Origin of the sequence: Streptomyces sp. NPDC006925, assembly GCF_042869575.1 — a bacterium.
Classification (GTDB): Bacteria; Actinomycetota; Actinomycetes; order Streptomycetales; family Streptomycetaceae; genus Streptomyces.
On record NZ_JBIAGB010000016.1, the window covers coordinates 96,070 to 114,092 of the forward strand.

Here is an 18,023-nt window from a genome sequence, read left to right on the forward strand (position 1 = left end):
GGTGGCATGACATTCCCCCCACGCTGGACCCGTATCGGCGCAGCCGGAGCCCTCGCCGCCGCGATGCTCGTCGGCGGCCCCGCCCTCACCACGGCCTCGGCCGCACCCGCCGCGCACCCCGCGGTCGCGGCGGCGCGGATCGCCGCCGTCGGCGACATCTGCGCCTCCGAGCTGCCGTCCGAGGCCCACGACACCCTCGACCTCATCGAGCAGGGCGGCCCCTACCCCTATCCGCAGGACGGCACGGTCTTCGAGAACCGCGAGGGCATCCTGCCCGACCACGAGCAGGGCTACTACCACGAGTACACCGTGGAGACCCCCGGCTCGGAGGACCGCGGCGCCCGACGCATCGTCACCGGGGAGCAGGAGGCGGAGGACTACTACACGGCCGACCACTACGCCTCCTTCGACCTGGTCGATCCCGCCTGCTGACGCCCCCACACACCGAACCCTCGGGCGGCCGTCGCCCGTACCGGGAGGCGGCCGCCCATGCGGTGGCCCGGACGCCGAGTGCGGCGCGGGCCGCGCGCCGCACGGATCAGACCGAGCCGCAGCCGTTCAGCCGCAGGGCCAGTTCGTGGTCGGGGCGGCACACGAGCATCTCGTCCGCGTTGTCGATGGTGGCCAGTCGGTAGACCTCGTCGATCAGAGCGGCCACATACCCGGACGCCGGGTTCCCGTTGCGCCACTCCCAGGCGGCGAACCTGCGCAGGCCGCAGAGGAACTCCTCGTCCAGCGTCTCGGGGGTGTCCATGGACTTCAGTGTTCCCAGCCAGTGCTCGGCCTCGGGCGTCTCGCCCCGTCCGAGGTGGTGGAGATGGAGGCAGAAGGCGGCGACGCGCATTCCGGCACCGGCGGCGAACTGCCACCAGAACTGGGCACTCTCGTGATGCCGGGCCAGGTAGAGCATGCAGGCGAAGAGGTGTGCGCCGTCCACGTCGATCTCGGTGAGGTCGCTGACGCGTACCAGGAGCATCCAGTCGTCCTGCTCATCGCCGTAACTCTTCTTCTCACCGATCGCCTCGGCGAGACGCTCCAGGTGCGCGGCGGCCCCGGGGTGCTCCAGGGCCCAGCGCACCACCACCGTCAACTGCTGCCCGGCCACTGCGGGGAGGTCGCGCAGCGGGAGCAGTCCGGCGTCCTCGGCGATCCGGCGCAGCGCGGCGGGCTCGTCGAAGGTGCGCTCCTCGGCGCGCAGCGCCCGGCCCATGGAGGCCAGCGTGCTCTCGACGCGGCTGCCGGTCACTTGGGATCCCTCCCGGGCTTCACATGCGAGGGAACGGCCTGCTCCAGGCGCTCCTTGGCCTTGCGGCAGTGGTAGTCGACGGTGCGGGTGGTCACGCCCAGGTACCAGGCGATCTTGCTGGTCTCCAGATGCATCACCTGCTTGAGGACGACGGCGTCGAACTGGCGCGGAGGCAGTTTCCGCAGGGCCCGGAAGAGGCCGATCTCCTCGTCCGGCTCCAGGCGGGAGAGGCCCTCGCGGAAGGAGTTCAGCTCCTGGGAGACCACGGTCTTGCGGAAGATCGCCCAGACCTCGCCCTGCATGTTGCTCGACTGCAGCAGTTCGTCCCAGAGGTTCAGGATCTCCAGGAACGCGCGGTGCACGGTGGCTTCGGCGGCCTGCCAGTTCCCGGACACCACGCGGGCGTACTGGTGGAAATCCGCCTGGTTGGTCACCCAGAGGGCCTCGAACTCCAGCGGCAGCGGCAGCGGTGCCGTCTCCGTGACGGTGCCGAAGACGATGTGCGGGTGGGCATCTTCGCTCATGGGTCCTCTTCGTCGAGGGGGTGGAAGCGACAACCTGTGAGCACGTCACGTCGTATCGCGTGTGCATGACGACCACTCAACCCCCGAAACACCGCACACACGCATACCGTTGGGCATCAAAATCACACAGTGATGCCACAAGGCGGCGCACCGTAATGACGTACTTATCGGTAACGGCCCGTGAGCTGGAGCCCGAATGGCGCCTTTCCCTGAAGGTCTACACCTCTCGCGCCTTGTCGCGTGACGTATGCCATACCAGGCATATGCATCTCGCCCGCGTTCCTCCGTGCAGGTCCTCGCGGTATCGGGCCGTGTGCGGCAAGGGAGGGGCTGCCGCCTCGACGGCGACTGCCGTCCTCCCGGCCGGGGCAGTGCGACAGAAGTCGGCGCGCCGCGAGTCCTATCGACTACCTTCGACTCGCCAGGTGAGGCGACGCCGTACCTCGGGTGTCGTGCCACCCGGGGGTGGCTTACCCGGCGTAAACGGGTAACGTTCCCCACAGAGAGTGATGCGCGGGCGGTAGATATGGGGAGTCAACGGTGAGAAACGGCCCGGAAGCGGTTACCTGCGGTGAGGCCATGCTGCTGATGCTCGCCGAACCCGGCCTCCCCCTGGAACGCGCGACGCACTTCCGGCGTTCCGTGGCCGGGGCCGAGTCCAACGTCGCGGCCGGACTGGCCAGGCTGGGCCACTGGGCCCGCTGGATCGGCCGGGTCGGGGACGACCCTGCAGGCGAGGCCGTGCTGCGGGAACTGCGCGCCGACGGCGTCGACGTCTCCTGCGCCGAGATGGACCCGGAATCGCCGACCGGACTGCTGCTGCGCGACAGCCACCCCCGCCGCGCCGTCGACGTGCAGTACTACCGGACCGGTTCGGCCGCCTCGCTGCTCAGCCCCGCGCAGATCACCCCCGAAGCACTGGCCGGTGTGCGGCTCGTGCACGTCACCGGCATCACCCCGATGCTCTCCGAGGACGCCGAAAAGGCCACCCACGCCCTGATCGAGGGCGCCCGGCAGGCCGGTGCCACTGTCTGCTTCGACCCCAACGTGCGGCGCAAGCTGGGCACCGACCACGAATGGATCCGGCGCGTCGGGCCGCTGCTGCGCGAGGCCGACCTCGTCCTCGCCGGGGAGGAGGAGATCGAACTCCTGCTGGGCGCGGGCCCGGACGAGGGCGCCAAAGCCCTGCTGACGCTCGGCCGGGCCGGCACGGTCGTGGTCAAGCACCGCGACCACAGCGCGGTCGCGCACACCGCCGAGGGGCAATGGCGGCAGGAGCCCTTCGAGGTGCCGGTCACCGACCCGGTCGGCGCGGGCGACGCGTTCGCGGCCGGCTGGCTCTCGGCCCGGCTGCGCGGGCTGGACCACCAGCGGGCCCTGGCCGAGGCCGCGTGCGTGGCGGCCCTCGTCGTCCAGGCGCCCGGCGACATCGACGGACTGCCCACCGCCGCCGCCCGCGACCGCGCGCTCGCGGCGTTCACCCGCGGCACCGACCCGGTGCACCGCTGACCCCGCCACCGGCCCCGCTTCCGCGGGGTCCGGCCCGGTGCCGGCCGGCCGACATCCCACAGATCGAGAGAGGCGGCGAACTGCCGTGTACCGCTGGGAGATCACCAGAGCGGCGCTGGAACAGCGCGTCCTCGCCATCGTCCGTGCGGACAGCTACGAGAAGGCGGCCGCTACGGCCGACATCCTGCTCGCCGCCGGGCTCACCAGCCTGGAGGTCTCGCTGACCACGCCGTACGCGCTGGACGCCATCAGCACGCTGCGCCGCGAGACCGGCGACGACTCGGTGATCGGCGCGGGTACCGTCCTGGACAGCGCCTCGGCCCGCCTCGCCGTCGACGCCGGTGCCCGCTTCCTCGTCGCGCCCGCCCTCGACGAGGAGGTCATCCGCACCGGGCACCGCTACGGAGTGCCCGTCTTCCCCGGCGTCGCCACTCCCACCGAAGCGGTCCGGGCGCTGGAACTGGGCGCCGACGGACTCAAACTCTTCCCCGCCTCGCAGCACGGGCCCGGCTGGCTGCGGGACGTGCGCGCGGCGCTGCCGCAGGCGCCCTTCCTGCCCACCGGCGGCATCACCCTGGAGGAGGCGCCCGAGTGGATCGCCGCGGGCGCCGTCGCCTGCGGCATGGGCTCCGCCCTGACCGACGGCCACGACCGGGAGACGACCACCAAGCGGGTCGCCGAACTCCTCAAGCGCCTCCAGGACGCCGCACCCGACTGAGCAGCGCACCGGGGCCCGCCCGGAGGCGGAAACGGGCCGCCCGTCCGTCGGCGGATTGGGGCGGCAGCCCTCCGCCGGTGGACGGGGCTGCCTTCGCTGGCCGAAAACGCCCCGGTGACCTGTCGCGTACCCGCTTCTAGGCTCTCCCCATGGCTGACCGGAGCGTGCTGGACCTGACCCCGGACACGGACGGCATCGTCGACCTCGCCGTGCTGGGGGACGACTTCGTCCGCGACCCCTACCCCGTCTACGCCGCGTTGCGCCGCCGCGGCACCGTGCACCATGTGCGCACCCCGGAAGGCGCGCTCGGCTGGCTGGTGGTCGGCCACGAGGCAGCGCGGGCCGCACTGAACGACCCGCGGCTCTCCAAGGACTGGGCCAACGCCTCGCCGGAGGCCGGAACCCTCTCGATCTCCCCCGGCACCCACATGCTGATCAGCGATCCGCCCGACCACACCCGGCTGCGCAAGCTGGTCAGCAGGCAGTTCACCCCGCGTCGGATCGCCGCGCTGGAACCCCGGATCAGGGAGCTGACGGCCGGGCTGCTGGACCGGATGCTGGCAGACCCCGACGGGCGCGCCGACCTGGTCGAGGCGCTCGCCTTCCCGCTCCCGATCGCGGTGATCTGCGAACTGCTCGGCGTGCCGGACCTGGAGCGCGAGCGGTTCAGCGCCTGGAGCGATCACGTGCTGAGCGCGGCCCCGGAGGAGGAGAAGCGCGGCTCGATCGAGGCGCTGAGCGGCTATCTGACCGAACTGCTGGAGCGGCAGCGCGCGCGCCCGGGCGAGGACCTGCTCAGCCTCCTGATCCGCACCAGCGACGAGGACGGCGACCGGCTCTCCACCGGCGAACTGCACGGCATGGCCTGGCTGCTGCTGGTGGCCGGGTACGAGACGACGGTGGGGCTCATCGCCAACGGCGCGCTCGCGCTGCTGTGCCACCCCGACCAGCTCGCCGCACTGCGCGCCGATCCGGCGCTGCTCGACGGAGCCGTCGAGGAGATGCTCCGCTACGACGGCCCGGTCGAGACGTCCACCTACCGCTTCACCCGTGAACCCCTGGAGATCGACGGCACCCTGATCCCCGGGGGCGGGCGGCTCGTGCTGCCGGTCCTTGCCGACGCCGACCGGGATCCGGCGCGCTTCCCCGAGGGCGACCGCTTCGACATCCGCCGGGAGAGCGGCGGCCATCTCGCCTTCGGGCACGGCATCCACTTCTGTCTCGGCGCCCCGCTGGCCCGGCTGGAGGCCCGGATCGCCTTCGGGATGCTGCTGGAGCGCACCGACCGGCTGGAGTTGGACGCCAGTCCCGCCGCACTGGAGTGGCGGCAGGGGACCGTGCTGCGCGGGGTGAAGAGCGTGCCGGTACGGTTCGGCTGACCAGGGTGTTCCCGGCCCGGGGGCCCTGCCGGGTGCGGGCTGTGGTCCGGGCCGGGGGACGTGTTGTGAAGCATGGACACAGGTCCGTACCAGGCTCGTAGGGTACCGGCATGCGGATCAGTCAGTGCCGGGAAGAAGACCTCGAACTGCTCGAGGCGCACAAGCCGCTGCGCGGGGCGGCCACCCCACACGAGGCCCGCTACGCGCGGCAACGGCAGGGCAGCGCCACGTTCCTGCTTGCCTGGCAGGACCGGCGGCCGGTCGGCAGCTGCGAGATCCGCTGGGCGGGGTGCGAGGCGCCTGAGGTGCGGGCAGCGCATCCCGGCTGCCCCGAGGTGCACGGGCTCGGAGTGTGGCACGGGGCCCTCCGCTCCCAGAACATCAGCACCGCGCTCCTCCATGAGGCGGAGCGCCTCGCGGGGGAGCGGGGCTGCCGCGCGGTCGGGCTCGGCGTCGAGAAGAACAATCCGCGGGCGAGCGCGCTCTACGGCCACCTCGGCTACCGCGACTCCGTGCCGTATCTGGACTGCTGGAGCTACCAGGACGGGGCCGGGGTGGTCCACCGGGTTGCCGATGCCTGCCTGTTCATGGTCAAGAAACTGTGACGCCCCACCGGGCGCGCCGGCACCTCGGAGTGCCCGGTGGGCCCGTCGCCGCGGTGCCGGCACCGGCACCGCCCCGGCGGGGCCCGGCTCAGCCGGTCCGGGAGGGCTCGGCGCTGTCGAGTGCGGCCACCTCCACCGGGGCGCCGGTGGCGCGCGACAGCTCGCAGGCCTCCGCGGCCAGCAGCGCCGCGAGGGCCTCCCGGCCGTCGCAGGGATTGGGGATCTCGCCGCGCAGGGCGCGGACGAAGGCGGCGATCTCGGCCTCGTACGCGGGCCCGAACCGCTCGAGGAAGCCGGGCCAGGGCCGCTCCGGCGGCGGGGGAGCGGCCGGTTCCAGTGAGGTGAGGGGGGTGTGTGCGTCCAGTCCGACCGCGAACTGGTCCCGCTCGCCCGCGAGCTCCATCCGCACGTCGTAGCCCGCACCGTTCATCCGGGTCGCGGTCGCGGTGCACAGGGTGCCGTCGTCCAGGGTGAGGAGCGCGGCCGCGGTGTCCACGTCGCCCGCCTCCGCGAACATGGCGGGACCCGCGGCGGAGCCGGTGGCGTAGACGGAGACGATCTCCCGCCCGGTCACCCACCGCACGGCGTCGAAGTCGTGGACGAGGCAGTCCCGGTAGAGCCCTCCCGAGTGCGGCAGGTAGGCGGCGGGCGGCGGCGCCGGGTCCGAAGTCATGGCCCGCACCGTGTGCAGCCGGCCCAGGCGGCCGGTGCGCACCGCCTCCCGGGCGGCCGTGTACCCGGCGTCGAAGCGCCGCATGAAGCCGATCTGCAGCAGGGTTCCGGCCGCCGCCACGTCCGCGAGCGCCGCGCGGGTGCCGGCCGGGTCCAGGGCGATGGGCTTCTCGCAGAAGGCCGGCAGCCCGCGCCGGGCCGCGGTGCGGATCAGTTCGGCGTGCGAGGCGGTGGCGGAGGCGATCACGACCGCGTCGAGGTCCGCGGAGAAGAGGTCCGGCACGCCGGGTGCGGCGGTGGCGCCGAGGGCGGCGGCCACCTCGCGGGCGCGTGCGGCGTCCGCGTCCGCGACCACCAATCCGCTCACCTCGGGATGCGCGTGGAGAGTGCGGGCGTGCAGGGTGCCGATCCGGCCGGTGCCGATGAGTCCGATGCGCATGGGCCCACGCTCGCCCGCGCGCCCGGCGGTGTCAACGCTTTGCCTTTTCGTCTTTTCGTCCTGACAATCGAATGTACGGTTCACGTGACCGCCGAAGGGCACTACGCTCCCGTCCGTGGCCAAGAATGATCCGGTGGACCTGCAGCTCAGTGTGGACCGCGCCAGCCCCGTCCCGCTCTACTTCCAGCTCGCCCAGCAGCTGGAGAGCGCCATCGAGCGCGGCAAGCTGGCGCCCGGGAGTCTGCTGGGCAACGAGATCGAGCTGGCCGGGCGCCTGGGGCTCTCCCGCCCCACCGTCCGGCAGGCCATCCAGTCGCTGGTCGACAAGGGGCTGCTGGTCCGGCGCCGGGGCATCGGCACCCAGGTCGTGCACAGCCAGGTCAAGCGTCCCATGGAGCTGAGCAGCCTCTACGACGACTTGGAGGCGGCGGGCCAGCGTCCGGCCACCCGGGTGCTGCGGCACGGCGTCGAGGAGGCGACGGGGGAGGTCGCGGCGGCACTGGGGGTGCCCGAGGGGGCCGAGGTGCGGCTGGTGGAGCGGCTGCGGCTGGCGCACGGGGAGCCGATGGCGCACATGCGCAACCATCTGCCGGTGGATCTGCTCACCCCGCGGGAGGGCGAGCTGGAGACGACGGGCCTCTACCGGCTGATGCGCGGAGCCGGAGTGACGCTGCACTCGGCCCGGCAGTCCGTGGGCGCGCGGATCGCGGACGCGGCCGAGGCGGAGCTGCTGGGGGAGACCGAGGGCGCTCCGCTGCTGACGATGGAGCGCACCACCTACGACGACACCGGTCGCGCCGTGGAGTACGGCTCGCACCTCTACCGCGCGTCCCGCTACTCCTTCGACTTCCAGCTCCTGGTGCGTCCCTGAGCCCTTGAGAGGTGTCCCTGTGCGAGAGCCCCGAGCCGACGACGTTGACGGCTGCCCTGCTCGCCGCTACACATCCCGGTCGGAGGGGGTGGGCGCGGGCCCGGTGGGGGGTTTCCGGCCACCTTGGCGGATATGTGTGCGAAGATCCAGGGCGGATCCCGACCGTATACCTACCCAGAGAGCAGGACAGGTGGCCAGCGTGCAGAGGTCCCGGCGAAGGTTCCGCAGGTCCATACGTACGACCGGGGCCGCGGTGGCGGCGACGGTCGTCGCGCTGACCGCGCTCGCCGGGTGCAGCAGCACCGGCGGCAAGCGGGCGGAGGAGGCGCGCGAGCAGGCGGCCTCGGGCAAGGCCAACGTGACCACCCCGCGCTGGAAGGTCGCCATGGTCACCCACTCCGGCGACGGCGACACCTACTGGGACATCGTGCAGAGCGGCGCCAAGCAGGCCGCCGCCAAGGACAACATCGAGTTCCTCTACTCGCACGACAAGGAAGCCGGCCGCCAGGCGCAGCTCGTCCAGACGGCGATCGACAAGAAGGTCGACGGCCTGATCGTCACCCTCGCCAAGCCGGATGCGATGAAGCGCGTGGTCAAGAAGGCCGTGAAGGCCGGTATTCCGGTCATCACCATCAACTCCGGCCAGGAGGTCTCGCAGGACTTCGGTGCGCTGACCCACATCGGCCAGGACGAGGTGCTCGCGGGTGAGGCCGTCGGCCGCGAGCTGAACGAGCGGGGCCGGAAGAAGGCCGTCTGCCTCATCCACGAGCAGGGCAACGTCGGCCACGAGCAGCGCTGCGACGGCATCAAGAAGACCTTCGACGGCAAGGTCAAGAACCTGTACGTGGACGGCACCAACATGCCGGGCGTGCAGTCGTCGGTCGAGGCCAAGCTCCAGTCCGACAAGAAGGTCGACGCGGTCGTCACGCTCGGCGCGCCGTTCGCGGCCACCGCGGCCAAGGCGAAGGAGAACGCGGGCAGCGAGGCCGAGATCGACACCTTCGACCTGAACGACAAGGTCGCCGCCGGCCTGCAGGACGGCACGATCGGCTTCGCAGTCGACCAGCAGCCCTACATGCAGGGCTACGAGGCCGTCGACCTGCTCTGGCTCTACCGCTACAACGCCGACATGCTCGGCGGCGGCAAGCCGGTGCTCACCGGGCCGCAGATCCTCACCAAGAAGGACGCGGGCAAGCTGGCCGAGCTGACGAAGCGGGGCACCCGATGACGGCCCCGGCCCGGCCCGGCGGCCAGGGCGCCCAGGACGGCTCCCCGCAGCCGGAGGATTCCCCTCCGCCGGCCCCCGCGGTGGTCGACGAGCGGCTGGTGCACCGTCCGCTGGCGGTGCGGCTGCTGCGGCGTCCGGAACTGGGCGCCGTGGTCGGCGCCCTGGCGCTGTTCGTCTTCTTCGCGCTGGTCGCCGACAGCTTCCTGCGCCCCTCCAGTCTCTCCACGGTCCTCTACTTCTCCTCCACCCTGGGGATCATGGCGGTGCCGGTGGCGCTGCTGATGATCGGCGGGGAGTTCGACCTGTCGACCGGCGTGATGGTGACCTCCTCCGCGCTGGCCTCCTCGATGTTCAGCTACCAGATGACGGCCAACACCTGGGTCGGCGTCGGGGTGTCGCTGCTGGTCACACTGGCCATCGGACTTTTCAACGGGATCATGCTCACCCGCACCAGGCTGCCCAGCTTCATCATCACGCTGGGCACCTTCCTGATGCTGACGGGCCTCAATCTCGGCCTCACCAAACTGATCAGCGGCACGGTCACCACCAAGAGCATCAGCGACATGGAGGGCTTCGACTCGGCCAAGGCCGTCTTCGCCTCCACGCTCACCCTCGGCGGCGTCGATCTGCAGATCACCATCGTGTGGTGGCTGCTGCTGGTGGCGGCCGCCACCTGGATCCTGCTGCGCACCAGCGTCGGCAACTGGATCTTCGCGGTGGGCGGCGGAGTGGACGCGGCCCGCGCCGTCGGCGTTCCGGTGGCCCGCACCAAGATCGGCCTGTATCTGGGTGTCGCGTTCGCCGCCTGGATCTCCGGCCAGCACCTGCTGTTCAACTACGACACCGTCCAGTCGGGCGAGGGCGTCGGCAACGAACTGATCTACATCGCCGCGGCCGTCATCGGCGGCTGCCTGCTGACCGGCGGCTACGGCTCCGCGGTCGGCGCCGCCGTGGGCGCCCTGATCTTCGGCATGGCCAACAAGGGCATCATCTACGCGCAGTGGGACCCGGACTGGTTCAAGTTCTTCCTCGGCGCGATGCTGCTGCTCGCCACGCTGCTGAACGCGTGGATCCGGAAGCGGGCGGAGGCGACCCGATGAGCGAGGTACAGCCGGCCGACGACGGGGCGCTCGTCGAGCTGTCCGACGTCAGCAAGTTCTACGGCAACATCCGGGCCCTGGAGGGCATCTCCCTGACGGTGCGGCCCGGGGAGATCACCTGCGTGCTCGGTGACAACGGGGCGGGCAAGTCCACCCTCATCAAGATCATCTCAGGGCTGCATCAGCACGACGGCGGCACCTTCAGCATCCAGGGGGAGGAGACCCGGCTCTCCTCCCCACGCCAGGCGCTGGACCGCGGCATCGCCACCGTCTACCAGGACCTGGCCGTCGTCCCGCTGATGCCGGTGTGGCGGAACTTCTTCCTCGGCTCCGAGCCGACGACCGGCCGCGGGCCGCTGCGCCGGCTCGACGTGCAGCGCATGCGGCGCACCACGCACAGCGAGCTGCTGCGGATGGGCATCGACCTGCGCGACGTCGACCAGCCGATCGGAACGCTGTCCGGCGGCGAGCGGCAGTCCGTCGCCATCGCCCGCGCCGTGCACTTCGGGGCCAGGGTCCTGGTGCTGGACGAGCCCACCGCCGCGCTCGGGGTCAAGCAGAGCGGGGTCGTGCTCAAGTACGTCGCCGCGGCCCGGGACGCCGGCCTCGGCGTCGTGCTGATCACCCACAACCCGCACCACGCCTATCTCGTCGGGGACCGCTTCGTGGTGCTCAAGCGCGGCGCCATGGCCGGGTCCTACGTGAAGGACGGACTGGAGCTGGAGGAGCTGGTGCGGCAGATGGCGGGCGGTTCGGAGCTGGACCAGCTCAGCCACGAGCTGCAGCGCGACTGAGCCCCGGTGCCCCGGGCCCGCCGGCCACAAGTCGGTGCGGGCCCGGCGGTGCACGGGACTCCGAGCGCCCGTGCGCCGGACGACGTACCGTTGACCCCTGGCAGCAGCGGGCGCCACCCGTGAGACCCCTCCCAGAGAGACGACCACCCCTTGAACGCGGACAGCTTTCAGCGAGCAGACCGGGTCCACCGACGGCGGACGGGCCCCAGCCCGAGCGTGCTGAGGACCGTCAGCACGCGAGAGCGCCGCTCCCATCTGTCGGCGCCCCGCGTTCCCACCGTAGGTATCGACATCGGCGGCACCAAGGTCATGGCCGGTGTCGTGGACGCCGACGGGGTGATCCTGGAGAAGGTGCGGGCGGAGACGCCGGAGAAGTCGAAGAGCCCGAAGGTGGTCGAGGACACCATCGCGGAGCTGGTGCTCGACCTCTCGGACCGGCACGACGTGCACGCGGTCGGCATCGGCGCGGCGGGGTGGATCGACGCGGACCGCTCCCGGGTGCTGTTCGCGCCGCACCTCGCCTGGCGCGACGAGCCCCTCAAGGACGCGCTGACGGCGCGGCTGGCGGTGCCGGTGATGGTGGACAACGACGCGAACACCGCGGCGTGGGGCGAGTGGCGATTCGGCGCCGGGCGCGGCGAGGACCACCTGGTGATGATCACGCTGGGCACCGGGATCGGCGGCGCCATCCTGGAGGACGGCCGGGTCAAGCGCGGCAAGTACGGGGTGGCCGGCGAGTTCGGCCATATGCAGGTGGTGCCCGGCGGCCATCGGTGCCCGTGCGGCAACAGAGGGTGCTGGGAGCAGTACAGCTCCGGGAACGCGCTGGTCCGGGAGGCCCGCGAGCTGGCGGCGGCCGAGTCGCCGGTGGCCTACGGCATCATCGACCGGGTGGGCGGCCAGGTCGGCGACATCACCGGACCGCTGATCACCGAGCTCGCCCGCTCCGGCGATGCCATGTGCACGGAGCTCTTCCACGAGGTCGGCTCCTGGCTGGGGGTGGGCCTGGCCAATCTGGCGGCCGCCCTGGACCCGTCCTGCTTCGTGGTCGGCGGCGGGGTGAGCGCGGCCGACGAACTGCTGATCGAACCCGCCAGGGAGGCGTTCCGGCGGCAGCTCACCGGCCGCGGATACCGGCCGGAGGCCCGGATCGTGAAGGCGCAGCTGGGCCCCGAGGCGGGTATGGTCGGTGCTGCGGACCTGGCCCGGCTGGTGGCCCGCCGCTTCCGGCGTGCCAACCGGCGTCGGCTGGAGCGCTACGAGCGCTACGAGCGGGCGGCGGACAACCTGCGCCGGGCCGTCGGTCAGTGACGGGGCCGGGACCGCCGCCCCGCCGAACATCCACCACACCCTCCGAGACGCCCAGCGCCATGCCGCACACCGACGCCAGCCCCCGCCCCTCCGAGCCCCGCGAGCGCCCCCCGCACCGGCCCCGCCACCGCCTCGCCGTACTGGTGATCGTGGTGCTGCTCATCGCGCTGCCGGCCGGTTACCTGGTGCAGTCGGCGTTCAAGAGCCGCGCCAGCGGCAAGGACAAGGAGCGCGCCGCCGCTGCGACCAGCCTCACCTACGCGCGGCCCCCCAAGGTCAGCCAGCGGGTCTACAGCGTCCCGGTGCCGGTCTCCTCGACTCGGGTGGCCTTCTACGAGGCGAACGCTTGGCAGAAGAGCACCATGTGGGTGCAGTTCCGTACCAGCCCCAAGCGGCTCACCGAGTTCCTGGAGGACATCGGGAGCAGCCGCGCCGAGCTGACCGAGGGCGAGGTCGCCATCAGCGGGCGGAAGGCCAGAGTGGTCGGCTGGCGGTTCGACGAGCCCAGCAGCCACTACCGGAGCCTGCGCCTCGACCAACCCGGGAGCGAGCCCGACCTGGTGATCACCGTGGACACGACGTACGAGAGCAGACCCCGCGTCTACGTCGTCTCCACCGCCGAGTTCTGAGTCCGCACGTCTTCTCCACGGACTCCGCGCGTGCTCCGCACGCCCCGCGCACGCTGCCGCCACGGATGCGCCGTGCGCCTCGGAGCGGGCGCCCCCGAGGAGTGCGGACCGCCCGCCGCTCGATAGCGTGCACGCGTGAGTAACGGCCGCCCCTCCCCCAACCCGCCCCGCACGTCAGCTCGAGGTGAAGCACGGTGACCCCCGCCCAGACGCTGCAGCACCGGACCGACGGGCCCGACAACGCGCCCGTACTCGTCCTCGGCCCCGCCCTCGGCACCACCTGGCACATGTGGGACCGGCAGATCCCCGAGTTGACCCGGAACTGGCGGGTGCTCAGATTCGACCTGCCCGGGCACGGCGGCTCCCCGGCCTACTCCGCCGACTCGGCCGACGCCTACGCCGAGCGGCTGCTGGCCACCCTCGACCAGCTGGGCATCGAGCGCTTCGGCTACGCGGGCTGCTCCTTCAGCGGCGCGATCGGCATCCAGCTCGCGCTGCGGGCCCCGCAGCGTGTCACCTCGCTCGCGCTGATCTCCTCCTCGCCCCGGTTCGCCACGGCGGACAGCTGGCGGCAGCGCGGGGTCGTCATCCGGACCAACGGGCTCGACCCGATCGCCCGCACCACTCCCGACCGCTGGTTCACCCCCGGCTTCGCCGCCGCGCAGCCCGCCATCGTCGAGTGGGCGGTGCAGATGGTCCGCACCACCGACCCGGGCTGCTACATCGCCGCCTGCGAGGCGCTGGCCTCCTTCGATGTCAAGGACTCGCTGGACCGCATAGGGGTGGGCACGCTGGTCATGGCCGGAGCCGAGGACCAGGTCACCCCGCCCGCCGAGGCCCGGGCGCTGGTCGCGGGCATCCCCGATGCGCGGCTCGCGATCGTGCCCGGCGCCTCGCATCTGACGCCGGTCGAGCAGCCCGGGGCCGTCACCGACCTGCTCATCCGGCACTTCACCACCACCTGGCAGGATTCGGCCGCCGGCCCGCCCGCCCCGGCTCCCGTCATCAGCCCCGTACCGCCGCAGGCGTCCGCGGTCGCCGAGCTGGAGTCCGGCGTGGCGGCGGCGCTGCGCACCGACTCCTACGACGCGGGGATGAAGGTGCGCCGCGAGGTGCTCGGCGACGCCCATGTGGACCGCTCCCTGGAGCAGGCCGACGACTTCACCGAGGACTTCCAGAACTTCGTCACCCGGTACGCCTGGGGCGAGGTGTGGACCCGTACCGGTGTCGACCGGCGCACCCGCTCGGTGATCACGCTGACCGCGCTGGTGGCCCGCGGCCATCTGGAGGAGCTGGCCTTCCACGTCCGGGCCGCGCTGCGCAACGGGCTGACCCCCGCCGAGATCAAGGAGGTGCTGCTGCAGACCGCCGTCTACTGCGGGGTGCCCGCGGCCAACTCGGCGTTCGCCGTCGCCCAGCGGGTGATCCGGGAGGAGACCACCCCGGAGGACCACCGGCAGCCCCGGGAGGAGAATGAGCCCCATGGGAACTGATGCCAACGCCACCGCGCTGAAGCTCACCAAGCAGGGCCACGCCAGCGTCCGGCTGGAGAAGGACGGCCGCACCCTCGTCATCGACCCGGGCGGCTACAGCGAGCAGGAGGCCGGGCTGGGCGCGGACGCGCTGCTCGTCACGCACGAGCACCCCGACCACTTCGACGAGCTGCGGCTGCGTGCCGCCATGGAGGCCAACCCGGAGGCGAAGATCTGGACGCTGCGCAGCGTCGCCGAACAGCTCTCCGGCGCCTTCCCGGGCCGCGTCCACACCGTGGGCCACGGTGACACGTTCGAGGCGGCCGGGTTCGAGGTCGAGGTGCACGGGGAGCTGCACGCGGTCATCCACCCCGACATCCCGCAGATCACCAACATCGGCTTCGTCGTCGACGGGCTGGTCTTCCACCCCGGCGACGCGCTCACCGTCCCCGAGCGGCCCGTCAAGACGCTGCTGCTGCCGGTGTACGCGCCCTGGAACAAGTACGCCGAGGTGCTGGACTACGTGCGCACCGTCAGCCCCGCGCAGGTCTACGACGTCCACGACGGCCTGCTGGGCGACCTCGGGCTGGCGTTCTTCGGCCGGATGCTCGGCGAGGGCGGCCCCGGAACGGGTGGCGCGGCGCACAACCAGCTCCGGCCCGGCGAGAGTGTCCGACTGGCGCGGTAGCCTGCATTCTGCCGGGGGACGACCCCCGTGACCCCGACGGAGTCCGCATGCGAATTGCCACCTGGAACGTCAACTCGATAACGGCCAGACTGCCCCGCCTGACGCAGTGGCTGGAGTCCGCCCAGCCCGACGTGCTCTGCCTGCAGGAGCTCAAGGTGTCCGACGACGCCTTCCCGCAGCAGGAGCTGCGCGCGCTCGGCTACGAGTCGGTCGTCAGCGCGCAGGGCCGCTGGAACGGTGTCGCGGTCCTCTCCCGGGTGGGCATCGAGGACCCGGCGCTGGGCCTGCCCGGCGCGCCCGCCTGGGAAGGCGCCGTCGAGGCCCGCGCCGCCGCGGCCACCTGCGGCGGGGTGCGCGTGTGGTCGCTGTACGTACCCAACGGGCGCGAGGTGGGGCACCCGCACTACGAGTACAAGCTGGAGTGGCTGGCGGCCCTGCGGGACGCGGCGGAGAAGTTCGCCTCGGCCGCGACGCCGTTCGCGGTGCTGGGCGACTTCAACATCGCGCCGACCGACGAGGACGTCTGGGACATCGCCGAGTTCGAGGGCGCCACCCACGTGACCGCCCGGGAGCGGGAGGCGCTCGCCGCCCTGGAGGCGGCGGGCGTCTCGGACGTCCACCCGCGTCCGCTCAAGTACGACGTGCCGTTCACCTACTGGGACTACCGGCAGCTCTGCTTCCCGAAGAACCGCGGCATGCGGATCGACCTCGTCTACGGCAACGAGGCGTTCACCACCGCGGTCTCGGACGCCTACGTCGACCGGGAGGCCAGGAAGGGCAAGGGCGCCTCCGACCACGCTCCGGTGGTCGTCGATCTGGAGGTGTGACGCTCCCACGCTCCCCGGCCGGGTCCCCGGCGGTGCGGTTCAGCCCGCGAGCAGCCGCAGGTCGACCGACTCGCCGAGGGCGCGCAGTCCCGCGTCACCGGGGTGCAGATGGTCGCCCGAGTCGTACTTGGGCGCCATCCGCTCCGGGTGGGAGGGGTCCCGCACCACCTTGTCGAAGTCCAGGACGGCGTCGAAGCGGCCGCCGTTGTCCCGGACGAAGGCGTTGACCTTCGCCCGCTTGGCCTCGACCTCCGCCGTGCAGTCGTGGTAGCCCTCACACGGCGTGATCGTCGCCACCACGACCCGCGTCCCGCGCTCGGCCGCCCGCGCGGCGATCGCCTTCATCCCCGCGATCACCTGCTCGGCCGAGGCACCCCAGCGCACGTCGTTGATGCCTTCGAAGAGCACCACCGTCCGCACATTGGTCTGGGCCAGCACGTCCCGCTCCAGCCGGTGCTGCGCGCTCACCCCCGCGGTGTCGCTGCTGACGCCGTCGCCGGGATAGCGGTCGGTGACGATGCGGTTGGCGGAGATGCCCTCGTTGAGCACCCCGAGCCGCGGCACCCTGCTCTGCGCCAGCAGCCGCCCGGCCAGCACGTCCGGCCAGCGCCGGTTGGCCCCCTCCGTGGAACGGACGCCGTCCGTGATGGAGTCCCCGAGGGTGACGACCGAGCCGGGGCCGCCCCGCACGTCGACGCCGGTCAGGAACGGCCACCGGGACAGCGAACCGGTGAAGGCCGACCCGCCGGTCTCGCCGGTGCGGTCGCCGCTGCCGTCCTCGCTCAGATACGACCGCTGCTGCGCCACGCTGTGCACCGGAGCCGCGGAGACCGGGCCGGGCAGATGGATGCTCACCAGCAGATTGGTCTCCGAGGGCACGTCGAAGCCCACGGGATCGCTGACGGCGCGTGCCCCGGCCGGGATCCGGGTGCCGGGACGGCCGCCGTCGAAGGTGAGCGGGGTCGGTCGCCGGTGTGCGGCGGCGCCGTTCTTCTGCACGGCGATCGAGGCGTGCCCGATCCGGACCGGCTGCGCGGCGAAGGTGTTCTCCAGGCGGATCCGCGCCCGGGGGCCGCCCGCCGAGGTGTGCACGACCAGCCGCAGCGTCCGGTCCCGCCACTCGCCGGTGCCGGTGTAGCCGCCGGTACCGGCGGACCAGCTCCCCGTCCACTCGGTGGCCTCGGGCCGCACGGCGAGGTCGAAGACGTGCAGGTCGGCGTCGGCGCCCGGGTCCCGGGGAAGAGTGACCGAACCGACCGTGCGGCCGTGCTCCAGGGGCACGGTGACCGCGTAGAGCCGCGCCTTCTCCGCGACCTGCCCGCCCTGCCGGGTGTTGAGGTGGGGCAGTGCGACGGCCTTGGTGGCCAGCGGACCGCCGCGCCAGTCGCCGGCGGTGAGCGTGTAGCTGCTCCGGGATCCGTCCCGGTACCGGACGGTGCCCTTGCCGCCCGCGGCGTTCGCCGGGCCGTGCGGGGAGGTGGCGGCCACCAGGAACGTGAGCGCTTCGCCCCGGCCGCCGACCCGCACCCGCTGCCCGTCCGCGCGGACGTTGTCGGGGCGGCCGGGTGCCCGGTCCGGCCAGCGGAGTTCGGCCGCGTCCAGGTCCAGCCGGGCGCCGGGCCCCCAGCCCGCGGCCTTGAGGTCCTGCGCGGAGAGGGAGCGTCCGGCACCGTCGAAGTCGGCGGCGTCCGGTGCGGTGTCGTCGCTGACCGCACGGTTGTCGTAGAGGCGTTCCAGGGGGAGCGGCCGCTCGGCGCCGGGGCCGGCGGGCGCCGTCTGCCGGGTGCTCTGCTGCGCGGTGGCCGTTGCCACCAGGGTCGGTGCCGTCGCGGCCACGGCGGCCACCAGGACGGTGAGGGACCGGGTCCAGGTACGTCTGCGCACGTGATGCCCTCTCGTGGGACTCCGACTGCTGCGTGCACCCCGGATTCCACCGAGGCGGGGTGAAGTTAGAGAGGCCCTGACGCGGCGTCAAGGTGTCCGGCGGCCCAAACCGGCCGGGCTTCGCACC

At 72.4% G+C, this 18,023-nt stretch carries 18 protein-coding genes; 14 read left to right on the forward strand and 4 right to left on the reverse strand.

Annotation, left to right across the window (positions count from 1 at the left end):
* Window positions 1-6: 6 nt before the first annotated feature.
* Window positions 7-432, forward strand: a complete 426-nt coding sequence (locus tag ACFYNS_RS21480; RefSeq protein WP_360302286.1) for a ribonuclease — start codon at window positions 7-9, stop codon at window positions 430-432.
* A gap of 106 nt (window positions 433-538) precedes the next feature.
* Here the strand turns inward: ACFYNS_RS21480 and ACFYNS_RS21485 are convergent, their stop codons facing one another.
* Window positions 539-1,246, reverse strand: a complete 708-nt coding sequence (locus ACFYNS_RS21485; protein WP_360302288.1) for a hypothetical protein — start codon at window positions 1,244-1,246, stop codon at window positions 539-541.
* Window positions 1,243-1,770 carry a sigma-70 family RNA polymerase sigma factor gene (locus ACFYNS_RS21490; RefSeq protein ID WP_388604567.1) on the reverse strand — a complete coding sequence of 176 codons (528 nt, stop codon included), beginning with the start codon at window positions 1,768-1,770 and terminating at the stop codon, window positions 1,243-1,245. The genes ACFYNS_RS21485 and ACFYNS_RS21490 overlap by 4 nt, the downstream gene beginning before the upstream one ends.
* 579 nt (window positions 1,771-2,349) lie before the next feature.
* Here ACFYNS_RS21490 and ACFYNS_RS21495 point away from each other — a divergent pair.
* The 4 genes from ACFYNS_RS21495 to ACFYNS_RS21510 all read left to right on the forward strand — a co-directional run bounded on the left by ACFYNS_RS21495 (window position 2,350) and on the right by ACFYNS_RS21510 (window position 5,981).
* The gene (locus ACFYNS_RS21495; RefSeq protein WP_360303408.1) at window positions 2,350-3,279 is read left to right on the forward strand and encodes a sugar kinase; all 930 of its coding nucleotides are present in this window, start codon (window positions 2,350-2,352) and stop codon (window positions 3,277-3,279) included.
* Between the two features lie 85 nt (window positions 3,280-3,364).
* Window positions 3,365-3,997, forward strand: a complete 633-nt coding sequence (locus ACFYNS_RS21500) for a bifunctional 4-hydroxy-2-oxoglutarate aldolase/2-dehydro-3-deoxy-phosphogluconate aldolase (protein ID WP_360303404.1) — start codon at window positions 3,365-3,367, stop codon at window positions 3,995-3,997.
* A gap of 149 nt (window positions 3,998-4,146) precedes the next feature.
* Window positions 4,147-5,376, forward strand: a complete 1,230-nt coding sequence (locus tag ACFYNS_RS21505; RefSeq protein ID WP_360303402.1) for a cytochrome P450 — start codon at window positions 4,147-4,149, stop codon at window positions 5,374-5,376.
* Window positions 5,377-5,486: 110 nt separating this feature from the next.
* Window positions 5,487-5,981: a GNAT family N-acetyltransferase gene (locus tag ACFYNS_RS21510; RefSeq protein WP_388604570.1), complete on the forward strand. Its 495-nt coding sequence runs from the start codon at window positions 5,487-5,489 to the stop codon at window positions 5,979-5,981.
* 88 nt (window positions 5,982-6,069) lie between these two features.
* Here ACFYNS_RS21510 and ACFYNS_RS21515 read toward each other — a convergent pair whose 3' ends face one another.
* Entirely contained in the window at window positions 6,070-7,092 is a 1,023-nt protein-coding gene (locus ACFYNS_RS21515) for a Gfo/Idh/MocA family oxidoreductase (protein WP_360298930.1), read from the reverse strand.
* A 151-nt stretch (window positions 7,093-7,243) separates the two neighbouring features.
* Here ACFYNS_RS21515 and ACFYNS_RS21520 point away from each other — a divergent pair, with 151 nt between their 5' ends.
* The 9 genes from ACFYNS_RS21520 (at window position 7,244) to ACFYNS_RS21560 (ending at window position 16,012) form a co-directional block, all read left to right on the forward strand.
* Complete coding sequence (locus ACFYNS_RS21520) at window positions 7,244-7,963, forward strand: GntR family transcriptional regulator (RefSeq protein ID WP_360298939.1); 720 nt, start codon at window positions 7,244-7,246, stop codon at window positions 7,961-7,963.
* Window positions 7,964-8,195: 232 nt separating this feature from the next.
* Window positions 8,196-9,191: a sugar ABC transporter substrate-binding protein gene (locus ACFYNS_RS21525; protein ID WP_360298936.1), complete on the forward strand. Its 996-nt coding sequence runs from the start codon at window positions 8,196-8,198 to the stop codon at window positions 9,189-9,191.
* Complete coding sequence (locus ACFYNS_RS21530) at window positions 9,188-10,291, forward strand: ABC transporter permease (protein ID WP_360298927.1); 1,104 nt, start codon at window positions 9,188-9,190, stop codon at window positions 10,289-10,291. Before ACFYNS_RS21525 ends, ACFYNS_RS21530 begins: the two co-directional genes overlap by 4 nt.
* Window positions 10,288-11,085: an ATP-binding cassette domain-containing protein gene (locus ACFYNS_RS21535; RefSeq protein ID WP_360298925.1), complete on the forward strand. Its 798-nt coding sequence runs from the start codon at window positions 10,288-10,290 to the stop codon at window positions 11,083-11,085. Before ACFYNS_RS21530 ends, ACFYNS_RS21535 begins: the two co-directional genes overlap by 4 nt.
* A 216-nt stretch (window positions 11,086-11,301) precedes the next feature.
* Window positions 11,302-12,396 (forward strand): ROK family glucokinase, encoded by a 1,095-nt coding sequence (locus ACFYNS_RS21540; RefSeq protein WP_019357145.1) that lies wholly within the window; start codon window positions 11,302-11,304, stop codon window positions 12,394-12,396.
* 59 nt (window positions 12,397-12,455) lie between these two features.
* Window positions 12,456-13,025 (forward strand): hypothetical protein, encoded by a 570-nt coding sequence (locus ACFYNS_RS21545; RefSeq protein WP_388604573.1) that lies wholly within the window; start codon window positions 12,456-12,458, stop codon window positions 13,023-13,025.
* Window positions 13,026-13,219: 194 nt separating this feature from the next.
* A complete protein-coding gene (gene pcaC, locus ACFYNS_RS21550; RefSeq protein ID WP_360298918.1) occupies window positions 13,220-14,518 on the forward strand; it encodes a 4-carboxymuconolactone decarboxylase in 1,299 nt (432 codons plus the stop codon).
* Window positions 14,508-15,185: an MBL fold metallo-hydrolase gene (locus ACFYNS_RS21555; RefSeq protein WP_388604575.1), complete on the forward strand. Its 678-nt coding sequence runs from the start codon at window positions 14,508-14,510 to the stop codon at window positions 15,183-15,185. The genes pcaC and ACFYNS_RS21555 overlap by 11 nt, the downstream gene beginning before the upstream one ends.
* A gap of 47 nt (window positions 15,186-15,232) precedes the next feature.
* On the forward strand, window positions 15,233-16,012 hold the full coding sequence (locus ACFYNS_RS21560; protein ID WP_019357141.1) for an exodeoxyribonuclease III: 780 nt from the start codon (window positions 15,233-15,235) through the stop codon (window positions 16,010-16,012).
* A gap of 39 nt (window positions 16,013-16,051) precedes the next feature.
* On the opposite strand, the gene ACFYNS_RS21565 is transcribed toward ACFYNS_RS21560, so the two are convergent.
* Complete coding sequence (locus ACFYNS_RS21565) at window positions 16,052-17,896, reverse strand: SGNH/GDSL hydrolase family protein (protein WP_388604577.1); 1,845 nt, start codon at window positions 17,894-17,896, stop codon at window positions 16,052-16,054.
* Window positions 17,897-18,023: the final 127 nt, after the last annotated feature.

Bases quoted from the DNA above. Each gene is read 5' to 3' on its own strand.
- ACFYNS_RS21530 (WP_360298927.1), top strand. From the start codon at position 9,188: ATGACGGCCCCGGCCCGGCCCGGCGGCCAGGGCGCCCAGGACGGCTCC.
- ACFYNS_RS21555 (WP_388604575.1), top strand. From the start codon at position 14,508: ATGGGAACTGATGCCAACGCCACCGCGCTGAAGCTCACCAAGCAGGGC.
- ACFYNS_RS21560 (WP_019357141.1), top strand. From the start codon at position 15,233: ATGCGAATTGCCACCTGGAACGTCAACTCGATAACGGCCAGACTGCCC.
- ACFYNS_RS21495 (WP_360303408.1), top strand. From the start codon at position 2,350: ATGCTGCTGATGCTCGCCGAACCCGGCCTCCCCCTGGAACGCGCGACG.
- ACFYNS_RS21510 (WP_388604570.1), top strand. From the start codon at position 5,487: ATGCGGATCAGTCAGTGCCGGGAAGAAGACCTCGAACTGCTCGAGGCG.
- ACFYNS_RS21480 (WP_360302286.1), top strand. From the start codon at position 7: ATGACATTCCCCCCACGCTGGACCCGTATCGGCGCAGCCGGAGCCCTC.
- ACFYNS_RS21505 (WP_360303402.1), top strand. From the start codon at position 4,147: ATGGCTGACCGGAGCGTGCTGGACCTGACCCCGGACACGGACGGCATC.
- ACFYNS_RS21535 (WP_360298925.1), top strand. From the start codon at position 10,288: ATGAGCGAGGTACAGCCGGCCGACGACGGGGCGCTCGTCGAGCTGTCC.
- ACFYNS_RS21490 (WP_388604567.1), bottom strand. From the start codon at position 1,770: ATGAGCGAAGATGCCCACCCGCACATCGTCTTCGGCACCGTCACGGAG.
- ACFYNS_RS21545 (WP_388604573.1), top strand. From the start codon at position 12,456: ATGCCGCACACCGACGCCAGCCCCCGCCCCTCCGAGCCCCGCGAGCGC.
- ACFYNS_RS21515 (WP_360298930.1), bottom strand. From the start codon at position 7,092: ATGCGCATCGGACTCATCGGCACCGGCCGGATCGGCACCCTGCACGCC.